Raw genomic sequence first — 12,395 nt, 5'->3', positions numbered from 1 at the left:
CATGCCTTGATGCCTTGGAAATACAACCCGACCGCATGGTATGGCGCCGATTTTGATGGTGCGGCGCGCATGGCGCGTGATGCGTTGGCAGATTTACGTGGGCAGGGGGCCGTCGCGTTTCAGCTGGTCCATCACGATCTGGCTTTGCACGCGCGCAACGGCCGGGTGGGGCAACAACACCTCATGGATCAGGGTGTTGAGGGCGGCGAGGTCCGCGCAATAGACCCGCAAGAGGTAGTCGGCGTCGCCCGTCATGGTCCACGCGCTGGTCACTTCGCGGCGGGTGTCGATCAGCCGTGCAAAGCTGTTGGCGTGTTCGGGGCCATGCACGGCGAGGTGGACCTGCACGAAGCCCTGCACGCTGAGCCCCAGCCGCTTGGCGTCGAGCCGGGCGACGTAACCTTCGATGTATCCGTCCGCCTCGAGCCGTTGGCGCCGCCGCCCGACCTGGCTGGCCGACAGGTGCAGCATGTCGCTAAGCTCTTGCGCTGTGAGGTGCGCGTTCTTTTGCAGGGCGGCGAGGAGGCGGGTGTCGATGGAATCAAGCATGTGCGGGGCTTTCGCGGAAATATTGGCTATGATGCGGGTTATGCGCGTGATTTGGAAGGCGTGCATATGAAAACGCGCGGATGCCGCGCGGTTTGACCTCCATATTGAGGTTAGCTCAGGTTTGGAGGTGTCCCATGGGTCCGTTCCCGCATTCTGCCCCGAAATCCGTCATCAGCGCCGACAATCCGGCAGGGACGGACGGGTTTGAGTTTGTCGAATTTGCGCATCCCGAACCGGGCGAACTGCGCACGCTCTTTGCCCGGATGGGATATGCGAAGGTGGCACGCCACAAGGTCAAGGACATCGAACTGTGGCAGCAGGGCGATATCACCTACGTGCTGAACGCCGAGCCGGACAGCTTTGGCGCGCGCTTTGTTGACGAGCACGGGCCCTGCGCGCCGTCCATGGGGTGGCGCGTGGTGGATGCGCAGCATGCGTTCGACCGGGCGGTCCAGCTGGGAGCCAAGCCCTATGAGGGCGGTGGCAAGGTGCTGGATGTGCCCGCGATCTACGGGATCGGGGGCAGCCTGATCTACTTTGTCGATCAGTACTATGACACGTCGCCCTACAATGACGAGTACCAGTGGCTGGGCCAGTCCAAGCCGCGTGGGGTTGGGTTCTTCTATCTCGATCACCTGACGCACAATGTGCACAAGGGGAATATGGACACGTGGTTCCGGTTTTACGGCGATCTGTTCAACTTCAAGGAAATCCGGTTCTTTGACATCGAGGGCAAGTTTACCGGCCTGTTCAGCCGGGCGCTGACCTCGCCCTGCGGGCGCATCCGCATTCCGATCAACGAGGATCGGGGGGAGACGGGGCAGATCGTGGCGTACCTCAAGAAGTACAACGGCGAGGGCATCCAGCACATCGCGGTGGGGTCGGATGACATCTATGACAGCACCGATGCGATTGCCGCGAATGGGCTGAAATTCATGCCGGGGCCGCCGGACACGTATTATGACCTGTCCAAGCAGCGGGTCGCGGGCCATGACGAGCCCATCGACCGGATGAAGCGGCACGGCATTCTGATCGACGGTGAGGGGGTCGTGGACGGGGGCGAGACCAAGATCCTGCTCCAGATCTTTTCCAAGACGGTCATCGGGCCGATTTTCTTTGAGTTCATCCAGCGCAAGGGCGACGACGGCTTTGGCGAGGGGAATTTCAAGGCGCTTTTCGAGAGCATCGAACAGGAGCAGATCGACACCGGGGAACTGGCCGCCGACTGATCGGTGGTTTGGTGCGAAAACCGGTTGCGCCTGGATTCACAGTGCAGGACGGCGCGGTTTTCCGTATGGGTGTCCGGTCAGTTCGGCATCTTCAGGATGACGTTGCGATTGCCCTTCTGATACCGAAGCTCGCTGTCCCCGATGGCCGAGACGCGACCGCCATCAAAGCGGTCCCCGACAGCCACTTTCTGATAGCGTCCATTTCTCAACCGCACCAATGCGCGCCGGTTCGACGGCGTGCCGTAAACCCCGATCAGGTTCACGCGGCTGAGATTGATGGCGTTGCGCACCGTCGCCTCGCGCGCGACGGACGCGGTTGTGGGAATAGAGGGCGTGACCGTACGCGGAGCAACGGCGGCGACCCGTTGTGGTGCGGCGGGTGCTGCGCTGGCGGCGCGGGCGACGGTCCGTTCAAAATTGCGGGGCCGCGTTTGCGGGCGGTAGGATTGCGCGGCGGCCAGCGGGCTGATGGGCTCATCCGCCGCCTCGTTTGCCTCTGCAATCGCTTCGGCCACTGCCGCCGCGTCCGTCGCGGGCGGGGCCGCCGCCGCGACCTCTTGCGGGGCTGCCGGGCGCAGGCGGGGGCGCAGCTCGGCCAGTTCGGACCGTGACAGGCCGCCCAGTGTGGCGCGTTCGTTCTGTTCCACCAGATCATTGGGACGCGCGCGGGGCCGTTGGCCTGCCAGTTGCCGTGTGTCCGGGGCGGTGGTCTCGGGCGCGGGCGCCTCTGCGGTGCCGCGCGGATCGGCTGGCGGCACGAGCGGCGGGCGTCCAAGGAAGACGGTAAAGCCATCGGGTGTCAGCGCACCCTCGACCGTGGGGATCACGCGACCATCGGTGTCAAAGGCAAAGCGGGTGCCCGCGGCAGGGGGCGAGGCGACATCGGGCAAGGCCACGTCGGTCACAAAGGAGCCCGCGTCCGGCAGCGCGATGGCATCCAGCGCCGGGCTGACCGGGTCAATGCCCGTGACATAGAGGTCTTCGAGCTGGATCAGACCTGTGGGTTCGGGCGGGATCTGCGGTGCCTTGGGCCAGATCCCGGTCACGGCATAGCGGGCCTCGAGCGCGGCCTGATCCAGTTCCGGCTGCTCCGTTGGATCGGGTTGGGGGTTGCGCAACGCGTCGAGGACGGCGGCGTCCTCGGGTGTCAGCCCGTCGCTCAACCCCTCGTTCAGCGAGGCGACGATCAGCCCGTCATCGCCCTGGCCCGTCGGCTCAAGGTCCACTGTGGCGCCGACATCCTCGGCCAGCGACTGTTCGGCATCGGCGGGCAGGGTCGAAGCGAGCGTACGCTCGCGTTTGGGGAAGAACTTGGCCAGTCCGTCATCGAGAAAGACAGAAGCCCAAGCGGCCACACCGGCCAGGAACACCAGCAGGATGGCGGTCAGGATCAGGCCGAGAAACCGGGGCTTGCCGCCGACCTGAACGTCGCTGCGGGCGCCAAAGACGGTCATGCGTTGGGCTTCGGCATCCGTGGCAACCGCTGCCGTGGGGGCCGCGCTGCCGGGGGACGCGGATGGCGGGGCCGGGGGGACCTGCCGTGGTTTGCGCCGCGACAGGAAACCTGTCTTGCGGGCGGGCGGCTCTTGGGTGTCGGTGTCGGGGCGTCGCGCCGCCAGGTCCACGATCGGGGGGGCGGCTCGCAGGCTTTGCGCTGCCGCCTGTTGCGGGCTGAGGGCGGGTGGCGGTGGGAGGGCCGCGTCCTTGGGGCTGTCCGAAACGGTCAGTCGGCGCGCCGGGCGGGTGTCCGGCGGGTCGCGGGTTACGCCACCGAGCGCCGAGGGTGGCGGCGCGTCCGCCCCGTTTGCGCGCCTGCGGGTCGCAAAGCCCATCAGCGGCGAGGTCGTGTCCGTGTCGTTGTCGGGATCTGTATCGTCGTCCGCGCTGCCTGCGTCCGCTGTTTCTGCTTCGGCGGGTGCGGGCGTATTGGCATCTTCTGTTTCGGGTGCATCCGATGCGTCAGAGTCGTCCGCTTCTGCCTTGCTTTCGGACTTGGGCGCCGTGTCTTCGCCGTGCGATGCGAGCGTGTCCGCATCGTTTTGAGGCGCGGGATCAGCGGATGGGCTTTCTGTTGAAGCGGCTGCGCTGCCCTCGTCCAGTGCCAATGTAGCATCGTCCGCGTCGCGTGCGGCGTCGGGTTGGGTGGGCGCGTTGTCCGGTGTTGGTGCAGGTTCTTCTGCCGTGTCTGCCGCGGCTTTTTCGGGAGTGTCAGGCTCTGCCGATTGATCGGGATGCGACACCACCACCACGCGGATACCGTCTGGTGCGACGGTTGCGCCGTCCTTCAGGATCTTTTCGGCGTGCGCGGTCTGACCGAAGAACGGCTCGCCCAGAAATCCGGCGTCTTCGGGGGCGGCGACGAAACTGACGGGGTTGAACTTGTGTTCGACGGCAAAGGCTTCGGCCTCGGCCAGTGTTTCGCGGGCCACGGCGGCGATGTGGGTCCTGGGCCCTTCGGCAGAGATGTCATAGGCCAGTGCCTCGACGGCATAGGGTGTGGCCCCTTTCAGCGCCAGCCGCGCGGCGGCCCGCCGTGCATCATCATCTACGTCGCCGGTGTCGATGGTCAGGTATTTGATCTGCCCATCGGGGATGATCAGTTTCGAGCGGACACGCTTGACCTTGACCTTGGCCGCTTGCTTGCGCAGCTCATGCAGGTCGTCGCCCAGTGTGGGGCTGCTGATATCCACGGCGCCCACTTCCCGCCAGCCCCCCGCCGCGCGGTGCAGCAGGCGGATCCCGTCAAAGGACAAGGATAGCGCAAATTCAGGCTTCATATCTGGCCCATATCAACTGGTCGCGCTGAATGAAACTCTTCGCGCGGATGTGTCAAAGATAAAGCAGGTCTTTGCGCATGCAAAGAAAAAGCCGTGTGATCGGGTTGTTCACGGGGTGGTGAATGTCCAGTTTCAACCAGAACGAATGATGGGAGGACGTTATGAAACTTTCAATTGCAACCGCAGTGCTTTGCATGCTGCTGGCGCCGCTGGCGATGGCCCAGCAGACCGACGCACCGGTCCTGTCGGTGACGGGTGAGGGGCAGGTCGCGGTGGCCCCGGACATGGCCGTCATCTCGCTGGGTGTGGTGCATGTGGACGAGACCGCGGGTGCGGCCATGGCGCAGGTGAGTTCGGATGCCACCGCGCTGATCAACGCGCTGTCCGAGCGCGGGGTTGCGGTGCGCGACGTGCAGACGTCCCAGCTGAGCGTGGGGCCGGTCTGGAGCGCGTACGACTCCAACGAGCGCAGGATCACCGGGTTCGAGGCGCGCAATACCGTGCGGGTCCGTGTGCGCGATCTGGCGGCATTGGGCGGCATTCTGGACGAGGTGCTGGCCTTGGGGGCCAACACGTTCAACGGGTTGAGTTTCGAATTGCAGGATCCCAGCGCGGCAGAGGCAGAGGCCCGCGCCGCCGCTGTGGGCGAAGCGATGCAGAAGGCGGATGAATTGAGCGGTGCGGCCGGTTTGACCCTCGGTGCGGTGCTGAGCCTGAGCGAGGGTGTCGAGGGGCCGCGGCCCGAGATGTTTGCCGCCGCTGCCCGGTCTGCGGACGTGCCCATTGCGGCGGGCGAATTGCTGGTCACGGCGCGGGTGTCGATGCGCTTTGCGTTGGAGCCTTGATCCGGTGGCCGCGCTGACGCGCGACGACATGTTTCAGGGGGCCAGCCCCCGTCGCTGACGCGACTCCCCCGGGATTTTTTGAACCAGAGAAGATCGGGCGCAGGTGGGTGGACCTGCGCCCCTGCTCTTCAGCTGACCGCTTTGTTCAGCGCCTGGTCCAGATCGGCGATCAGGTCGTCTGCATCCTCGATCCCGATGGAGACGCGCACCACTTCCGGTGCGGCCCCTGCGGCGCGTTGCTGTTCTGCTGTCAGCTGCCGGTGCGTGGTCGAGGCCGAGTGGATGATGAGCGAGCGCGCATCGCCCAGGTTCGCCACGTGGCTGAAGATTTCCAGTGCATTGACCAGCTTGACGCAGGCGTCATAGCCGCCCTTGACCGCGAAGGTGAAGAGGCCACCGGCGCCGCGCGGGCAGATCTTGGCCACCCGGTCGTAGTAGGGAGAGGATTTGAGGCCCGCATAGGTGACGTAGTCGACGCGGTCGTCCTTCTCCAGCCATTCGGCGATCTTGATCGCGTTTTCCACATGCCGGTCCATGCGCAGCGAAAGGGTTTCGGTGCCCATCAGCGTGTAATGCGCCGCTTGCGGGTTCATCGTCATGCCCAGGTCGCGCAGGCCGATGGCGATGCCGTGGAAGGTGAAGGCCAGCGGGCCGAAGGTCTCGTGGAACTTGAGCCCGTGATAGGCGGGTTCAGGCGCGCTGAGCGAGGGGAACTTGTCATTGGCGGACCAGTCGAAGGTGCCCGAGTCCACAACCACGCCGCCCGTGACCGTGCCATTGCCGGTGAGGTACTTGGTGGTGGAGTGCACCACCAGCGTGGCGCCATGTTCGATGGGGCGGCACAGGTAGGGTGTGGCCGACGTGTTGTCCACGATCAGCGGGATTTCGGCGGCATCCGCGATGGCCGAGATCGCGTCGAGGTCGGTGATATAGCCACCGGGGTTGGCAATCGCCTCGCAGAAGATGGCGCGGGTGTTGTCGTCGATGGCGGCCTTGACCGCATCCAGATCATCGAAGTCGACAAAGGTCGCCTCCCACCCGAACCGTTTGATGGTCTGGCTGAACTGCGTGACCGTGCCGCCGTAGAGGCGGGTGGACACCACGACATTCAGGCCCGGCGCCATCAAGGGGAACAGCGCCATGATCTGTGCGGCGTGACCCGACGAGCAGCAGACGGCGCCCACGCCGCCCTCGAGCGTGGCGACACGTTCCTGCAGCACCGCCACGGTCGGGTTGGTCAGGCGCGAGTAGATATAGCCGACCTCTTGCAGGTTGAAGAGGGCGGCGGCGTGTTCGGCATCGCGGAACACGAACGCGGTCGATTGGTAGATCGGTGTCTGCCGCGCGCCGGTGGCCGGGTCGGGCCGGGCGCCTGCGTGAATTTGAAGGGTGTCAAAGCCGTATTTGGGGCCGTCGGTCATATCTGTCTCCCACTTCCTGCGCGCGGCGCGAGGTCACTGTCATTGCCTGCATGAGTAGGCAATGCCACCGGAGGGAGCAAGGGCGCGCGTATGGGCGTGCCTCAGGCCGATTTCATGAGCGGCAAGGCTTCGCACACTTCGGGCAGGCCGAGGCAGGTATAGTCGATCATTTCAATCTTCGGGTGCAGCGCCATGGCGTCCTTGAAAATCGCATAGCGCACCTGGCTGGTGCAGATCAGGGCATCCGCGCTGTCATAGTGGTCCCATTCAACCCAGAGGCTGGAATATCCCTTTTGCGGCAGACCCGCGGCGATGACCCGCGGTGTCATCCGCACGATGCCTGCTCTTCGCGCGGCGTCGCGGTACATGGTCAGCGCTTCGCTCAGCGCGGTGGGCGCACCGAACACCAACAACTCACCTTTGGTGTAAAGCGGCACGGGATAGGTGAAATTCTGCGCCACTGCGTCGAGTTGATCGGAGCAAAACGCCCGCGCAAGCATGGTCAAGAAACGTTCCGTGGACTGGGACATCTCGATCTTCCGTCTATGAGGTTGCGGTTTTTTATTGATTGGTCAAATAATAACCCGCCTTCCGCTTGGTAAGGCAAAAACCGACCCCCGATGTCTCAAAATGGTCATGTCAGGCGCATTACGCTGCGTCACAGCATTAGCGCATCCAGAAGCCGTTGGACTTGATGCGGTTGCGGATCGCCTGTTCGCGCCGTGGCATGTCGTTCTGGTCAAAGAGCGCACGCACCTTGGCGCCGCGGCCCTGGAACACCATCCGCTTGATCGGCTCATGGCCCTTGAGCACTTTCTTGATCTTGTTGGGGGCCGTGACCTCTTCGAGCGTGTCGATCACAGTCTCGCTTTCGCGGGCATAAAGTAGGGGGAACAGGCGGTAGTGGCAGGTCACATCGCCGTCGAGATGGTCGTGCACCGCACTGTCGCGTCCGCCGCCGAAGCTGTGGATGACCAGCGGCAACGCGACCTGGTCCAGCCACGGGTCCAGCGATTGGCAGACAAGCGGGCGGGGCGGATCATCGCGGATCGACAGGGCGTAATCGAGGAACCGCGCGCCAAACACATGCGGGCAGGCGCCAAAGAAGAAGCCCGCGTTGAAATAGAGGTAGCGTTTCCAGTATTCGTCCGGTTCGGAGAGATCGAGGCTGGTCTCGAAGTCCAGATCGAAGCGGTCATAGAGCGATTTCCAGATCTCGGTATAGCCCGGCCCGTAAAGCTCGATCGCGGGCCACGTCCCCTCGCGCCGGAGCGAGGCAGAGGGGTAGTCGAAATCGAACGGCACAGCAGACAGATCGCCCATGACCAGCGTGTCACTGTCAAAAAAGACAAACGGCTCGCCTTCGGGCAGCGCCGTCAGCATCTCGATCTTGTTGCCATAGGGGTAGGTTTCGCCGAAATGCTGGCTGGTGAAGGGCACGACCTCCGCCCCCATGGCATCAAGGGCCGCGCGCACGTCCCCTGACATGCGCGGGTCACGGGACCAGAGCGCACCGGGTTGCGGTTCGGCAACCAGCACGCGGCCTGCAAAATCGGGGCTTTTGGCGCGGAGCGAGGCGACAAACAGAACCGCCTCGTACCCCAGCCGCCCGGCTTGCCCCACAAGGGCGACATTGAACGGGGGCGGAGCGTGGGTCTGTGTGCGTGTCATGTGCCTGCCGGGTCTGCGCTTGCGCGGTTTTGGGAATTGTATACGCGGCACGCGGGACGGGAAAAGCCCCGGATGCTGTCATTCGGGGGGCGGGTTCAGCAGATCGTAGAGCTTTTGCAACAGGGTCAGGATCAGGAAAGCGCCGATGGCCCAGATCAGCAATTCGAACGGGGCCAGATCCGTGCCCCGCAACCATTGCGCCACGAGGCCCCCTTGGGGGCGCAGCGCCTCGATCCCGAAGAGCCCGTCGCGCGGCCACAGGCGAAAGTCCCAGAAGCGCGAGACGTAGAACAGGATCGCAGCGGTTAGCGTGGCGATGGCGAGCCAGAGGGCGCGTTTCATGGCGTGACCTCGATCGTGTCCACGTCGATCTCCCACACCAACAGGTCGCCACGTTTGGTGATCTCGCCCTCGGCGGTGATGAATTGGGCCACGTAATCATAGGCCGCGCGGGGCAGGCGGGTGCCGCCAGGTCCCGTGACCAGCAGGAACTCTTCGCCCAGCACCGGCTGGGTCGAGACAAAGATGGGGGGCACATCGCCCAGCAGGCACAGGTTGGCACAGGCCTTGTGGGCAAGCCCGCGGCCGGGGCGCATGGCGCCAGCGAGGCACTTGCCGTCACAAATCTCGCCCGCCAGCTTCCAGCGGCCTTGTGGCTCGGCCGTGATCTCGGGCACTTCGCCTTCGGCGGCTTGCAGACCGTTGCGTCCGCCGCGCAGTTGCAGCATGTAAAGATCCCCGCGTTCCAGCACGACGCCGGACACCTGCGCGAGCTGTCCCGCCAGCGGTTCGGCCCGGCTGTCGACGCCCGACTTGCCGCCCGCCGTCATCAGAAAGCTGTCGCCGGGCTGGATGCGGTCATTGCCTTCGGTCACGTGAAGGATCGGGTAGGGCGTCAATTCGACCACGCCGGTGACGGTCTGGCGGCCATAGTCGAAGCGGAAGGCACCGGGGCCGGGGTCGTCCTGGGCCGCACCCATCAGGAAGCCTGCGCTGCCAAGGCCCGCGATCAGGAGGACACAGGCGGTCAAGAGGAACGTCCGCAAGGGGCCGGGGGCGGGCAGGTAGCCGACGAAAAACGGTTTTTCACTCATGCGGTCGCTCCGTCCTCGGGCACGTCCGGCTCCGGTTCGGGCGGCGGTTCGGGCAGGGGCACCGGCTCGACATAGGTGCCGGGCGGGTTGGCGTCCGGATGCACCTCGACCATGTCGCCCATGATGCGGAGGCGGTAGGTGGGCACCTTTTCGGTGAAGGGCGCGGGCGAGCGGCCATTGCGCACATCGTATTGGAAGCCGTGCCAGGGGCAGGTGACCAGACAGTCGATGATCTTGCCTTCACCCAGTGGCCCGTTCTGGTGGGCGCAGGCGTTGGAAATGGCGCTCAGCTGGCCCTCCATCAGGTAGACGGCGACGCGGTCGCCGTTCGCCAGCTTTGCAATCTTGGCATAGCCGTCGCGGAAATCGCCCACACGCGCCACTTCGGCCCAGGCGCCGTCCTTGGCCGCCGCCTCAGACCGCTCGCGCAGCCACGCGGCGAGGTGCAGGACGATCACGGCCCCCGCGCCAAGCATGAACAAGACCGTAAAAACGTGGTTCTTCTGGTCCTGCAGGATGCCCAGCGACACATGCGCCGCGACCGCGAAATAGGCGGCATAGATCAGGTAATGCAGTCGCTTCCAGACGGGGGGCGTGAGGAACTTCAGCCAGAAATCATGGGACGTGGCCGCCAGGATCAGCAGGCAGATCAGGGCGAATATGCCAAACAGCTCAAAGGGAAAGCCCGCGATCTGACCCAGGCTCGCATTGGCGTAAAGCAACCCCACGAGCTTGTCCGAGCTGGAAAAGGCAAAGTACCAGTTCAGGATGTACCCCGCATGGGTCAGCGCGACAAAGGCGGTCATCACCCCGAAATGGCGGCGGTTGTAAAGGAGCGGCAGAAAGCGGCGGTCAAGTCGCGCGGCGGGGCCGATGCACAGGATCACGGTCAGCATCACGAACGCACAGGCCCCAAAGGCGCGGGCGTTGCGGATCTGCGCGGTGACGGGCTGGTCATGGCTCAACACCTCTGGCGTGAGATACAGAAACACCCACAGAAACAGCGCCACACCGGCCAGCATGACCGCGTCATAGATCCACTTGTTGGGGTTCCACTGAACGGGGATGTACTTGACGCTCATTGCCTTGCCCCTTCGCTCAGTTGCACGGGGGCGATGTCGGCGGGCCAGGTCTGGCGCACGCTCAGGCCTGCGATCACGATGGCGATGATCCCGATGCTCATCAGCACGACGGCCACACCATAGGAGGCGCGGACAGGTCGGTAGCGGTCGGCCCAGGCGGCCCGCTCGGTCTCGACCTGCCACCAGCGCCAGAGGACAATCGGCCAGATCAAAAGCACGCCGGGGATCAGCAGCGGGCGGAACACATAGGCGCCGCGCGCATCCGCGTCGATCCGGTCTATCCCGATGGTCAGAAACACCGCCGCCACAAGCGCACCGATGATCCCCCATGTTTGCATCGCCATCACCAGGGCTTCGGCCACGTTCATGGGGTGTCGTCCTTGCTAAAAGTCATTCGTTCCGCGGCAATCCTAGCAACAGCATGCGCCGCGTCCCAAGCCCAAACTGTCAGTATGGCGTGACAGGCTGAAATTGTGATCGACGTGGCGCAGTGAGAGGCGCGTGACGCCGGGCTTGCGTTGCCGTGTTGGCATACACGTTCATCGCGGCCGTCGATTGCGGGGGGTGCGGTAGGTGGCAAAAAGTATGAAATGGTGGGCGACCCTGGAATCGAACCAGGCGTGCGTCTCCGCGAGGGAACCGCAGGTGGCCCCTGCCACAGGAACGGCGCGCAGGATCGATCCGGGGGATCGATCGGCTGCAATCAGCGCAGGTGGCGTGTCGTGGCTGTCAGATTGTTCCGTAGAAAGATGGTGGGCGACCCTGGAATCGAACCAGGCGTGCGTCTCCGCGAGGGAGTTACAGTCCCCTGCCACACCTTGCGGCCTGTCGCCCACTGCGCCATTAGAGCCCGAAGGCCCGGTTGGCGTGAGCGCGTGATTACCGGGACGCATATCGGGGGTCAAGGCAGAAAATCCCCGGCAATGGCCAAAGGTGAAAAGATGAAAAAACCCAAATGGGTGGTCGAAAAAGAGCAGGCGAAAAAGGCTGACGCCGCAGCCACCGTGTGGCTTTTTGGTCTACATGCAGTGCGCGACGCGCTCTTGAACCCGCGCCGCGAAAAACTGCGGCTGATGGTGACGCTCAACGCCCGGAACAAGCTGGCGGACGCGATCCAGACGTCAGGGATCCCCGCCGATGTCATCGACCCGCGCAAGTTCAAGCCACCGATTGATCCGGGCTCGGTCCATCAGGGGGCAGCGCTTGAGGTCAAGCCGCTCGACTGGGGCAGCCTTGCGGACGTGGCCATCGGGGCCAAAGCGCCGCGGCTGATCCTTTTGGACCGCGTGACGGACCCGCACAACGTGGGCGCCATCCTGCGCTCGGCCGAGGTGCTGGGCGCCTCTGCCGTCATCGGCACGCGCCACCATGCGGCCCCCGAAACCGGCGCCTTGGCAAAGACGGCGTCCGGCGCGCTGGAACGCCAACCGTATGTGCGGGTGCGTAACCTTTCGGATGCCATCGTTGAGCTGCAGGGCATGGGATACACCGTTTTGGGTCTCGATGGGGAAGCATCGCAAACCATCGAGGCGGTGTTGCAGGGACAAAAAGACCGCCCCGTCGCCCTTGTCCTGGGTGCCGAAGGGCCGGGCCTGCGCCAGAAAACGCGCGAGACCTGCGACGCGCTGGTCAAAATCGACGCGGGCCGCGGGTTTGGGTCGCTCAACGTCTCAAATGCCGCCGCAATTGCCTTATATGCCTCCAAGGACCACGCATAGGAGGCGACC

12 protein-coding genes and 1 tRNA gene are annotated in these 12,395 nt (G+C 64.5%); 3 read left to right on the top strand and 10 right to left on the bottom strand.

Going from position 1 to position 12,395, the window contains the following annotated elements:
* Positions 1–93 precede the first annotated feature (93 nt).
* Positions 94–549: an Lrp/AsnC family transcriptional regulator gene (locus BWR18_RS09490; RefSeq protein WP_076630230.1), complete on the bottom strand. Its 456-nt coding sequence runs from the start codon at positions 547–549 to the stop codon at positions 94–96.
* Between the two features lie 134 nt (positions 550–683).
* On the opposite strand from BWR18_RS09490, the gene hppD reads away from it, so the two are divergent.
* A complete protein-coding gene (gene hppD / locus BWR18_RS09485; protein WP_076627741.1) occupies positions 684–1,778 on the top strand; it encodes a 4-hydroxyphenylpyruvate dioxygenase in 1,095 nt (364 codons plus the stop codon).
* A gap of 77 nt (positions 1,779–1,855) precedes the next feature.
* On the opposite strand, the gene BWR18_RS09480 is transcribed toward hppD, so the two are convergent.
* Complete coding sequence (locus BWR18_RS09480; RefSeq protein WP_076627740.1) at positions 1,856–4,555, bottom strand: hypothetical protein; 2,700 nt, start codon at positions 4,553–4,555, stop codon at positions 1,856–1,858.
* Positions 4,556–4,716: 161 nt separating this feature from the next.
* Between BWR18_RS09480 and BWR18_RS09475 the strand changes: the two genes are divergently transcribed.
* A complete protein-coding gene (locus BWR18_RS09475; RefSeq protein WP_076627739.1) occupies positions 4,717–5,400 on the top strand; it encodes an SIMPL domain-containing protein in 684 nt (227 codons plus the stop codon).
* Between the two features lie 128 nt (positions 5,401–5,528).
* Here BWR18_RS09475 and BWR18_RS09470 read toward each other — a convergent pair whose 3' ends face one another.
* From BWR18_RS09470 to BWR18_RS21610, 8 genes are all read right to left on the bottom strand, one after another.
* On the bottom strand, positions 5,529–6,821 hold the full coding sequence (locus BWR18_RS09470; RefSeq protein WP_076627738.1) for an O-acetylhomoserine aminocarboxypropyltransferase/cysteine synthase family protein: 1,293 nt from the start codon (positions 6,819–6,821) through the stop codon (positions 5,529–5,531).
* 101 nt (positions 6,822–6,922) lie between these two features.
* On the bottom strand, positions 6,923–7,351 hold the full coding sequence (locus tag BWR18_RS09465; protein ID WP_157598686.1) for a hypothetical protein: 429 nt from the start codon (positions 7,349–7,351) through the stop codon (positions 6,923–6,925).
* A gap of 136 nt (positions 7,352–7,487) precedes the next feature.
* Entirely contained in the window at positions 7,488–8,492 is a 1,005-nt protein-coding gene (locus tag BWR18_RS09460) for a hypothetical protein (RefSeq protein ID WP_076627736.1), read from the bottom strand.
* Between the two features lie 78 nt (positions 8,493–8,570).
* The gene (locus tag BWR18_RS09455) at positions 8,571–8,834 is read right to left on the bottom strand and encodes a hypothetical protein (RefSeq protein WP_076627735.1); all 264 of its coding nucleotides are present in this window, start codon (positions 8,832–8,834) and stop codon (positions 8,571–8,573) included.
* Entirely contained in the window at positions 8,831–9,586 is a 756-nt protein-coding gene (locus BWR18_RS09450) for a hypothetical protein (protein WP_076627734.1), read from the bottom strand. The genes BWR18_RS09455 and BWR18_RS09450 overlap by 4 nt, the downstream gene beginning before the upstream one ends.
* Positions 9,583–10,668, bottom strand: a complete 1,086-nt coding sequence (locus tag BWR18_RS09445) for a Rieske 2Fe-2S domain-containing protein (protein ID WP_076627733.1) — start codon at positions 10,666–10,668, stop codon at positions 9,583–9,585. The genes BWR18_RS09450 and BWR18_RS09445 overlap by 4 nt, the downstream gene beginning before the upstream one ends.
* Positions 10,665–11,036 (bottom strand): hypothetical protein, encoded by a 372-nt coding sequence (locus BWR18_RS09440; RefSeq protein ID WP_076627732.1) that lies wholly within the window; start codon positions 11,034–11,036, stop codon positions 10,665–10,667. The genes BWR18_RS09445 and BWR18_RS09440 overlap by 4 nt, the downstream gene beginning before the upstream one ends.
* A 382-nt stretch (positions 11,037–11,418) precedes the next feature.
* Positions 11,419–11,502 (bottom strand) — tRNA-Tyr (locus BWR18_RS21610).
* Positions 11,503–11,609: 107 nt separating this feature from the next.
* On the opposite strand from BWR18_RS21610, the gene rlmB reads away from it, so the two are divergent.
* Positions 11,610–12,386 carry a 23S rRNA (guanosine(2251)-2'-O)-methyltransferase RlmB gene (gene rlmB / locus BWR18_RS09435; protein ID WP_076630229.1) on the top strand — a complete coding sequence of 259 codons (777 nt, stop codon included), beginning with the start codon at positions 11,610–11,612 and terminating at the stop codon, positions 12,384–12,386.
* The last annotated feature ends 9 nt before the right edge of the window (positions 12,387–12,395 follow it).

The organism is Tateyamaria omphalii, from assembly GCF_001969365.1.
Taxonomy (GTDB): domain Bacteria; phylum Pseudomonadota; class Alphaproteobacteria; order Rhodobacterales; family Rhodobacteraceae; genus Tateyamaria; species Tateyamaria omphalii_A.
Note: the sequence above shows the minus strand (reverse complement) of the source record. Positions and strands in the feature narration are given on the sequence as shown.

Bases quoted from the DNA above. Each gene is read 5' to 3' on its own strand.
- BWR18_RS09460 (WP_076627736.1), bottom strand. From the start codon at position 8,492: ATGACACGCACACAGACCCACGCTCCGCCCCCGTTCAATGTCGCCCTT.
- BWR18_RS09445 (WP_076627733.1), bottom strand. From the start codon at position 10,668: ATGAGCGTCAAGTACATCCCCGTTCAGTGGAACCCCAACAAGTGGATC.
- BWR18_RS09470 (WP_076627738.1), bottom strand. From the start codon at position 6,821: ATGACCGACGGCCCCAAATACGGCTTTGACACCCTTCAAATTCACGCA.
- BWR18_RS09480 (WP_076627740.1), bottom strand. From the start codon at position 4,555: ATGAAGCCTGAATTTGCGCTATCCTTGTCCTTTGACGGGATCCGCCTG.
- BWR18_RS09440 (WP_076627732.1), bottom strand. From the start codon at position 11,036: ATGAACGTGGCCGAAGCCCTGGTGATGGCGATGCAAACATGGGGGATC.
- BWR18_RS09450 (WP_076627734.1), bottom strand. From the start codon at position 9,586: ATGAGTGAAAAACCGTTTTTCGTCGGCTACCTGCCCGCCCCCGGCCCC.
- rlmB (WP_076630229.1), top strand. From the start codon at position 11,610: ATGAAAAAACCCAAATGGGTGGTCGAAAAAGAGCAGGCGAAAAAGGCT.
- BWR18_RS09455 (WP_076627735.1), bottom strand. From the start codon at position 8,834: ATGAAACGCGCCCTCTGGCTCGCCATCGCCACGCTAACCGCTGCGATC.
- BWR18_RS09465 (WP_157598686.1), bottom strand. From the start codon at position 7,351: ATGTCCCAGTCCACGGAACGTTTCTTGACCATGCTTGCGCGGGCGTTT.
- BWR18_RS09490 (WP_076630230.1), bottom strand. From the start codon at position 549: ATGCTTGATTCCATCGACACCCGCCTCCTCGCCGCCCTGCAAAAGAAC.
- hppD (WP_076627741.1), top strand. From the start codon at position 684: ATGGGTCCGTTCCCGCATTCTGCCCCGAAATCCGTCATCAGCGCCGAC.
- BWR18_RS09475 (WP_076627739.1), top strand. From the start codon at position 4,717: ATGAAACTTTCAATTGCAACCGCAGTGCTTTGCATGCTGCTGGCGCCG.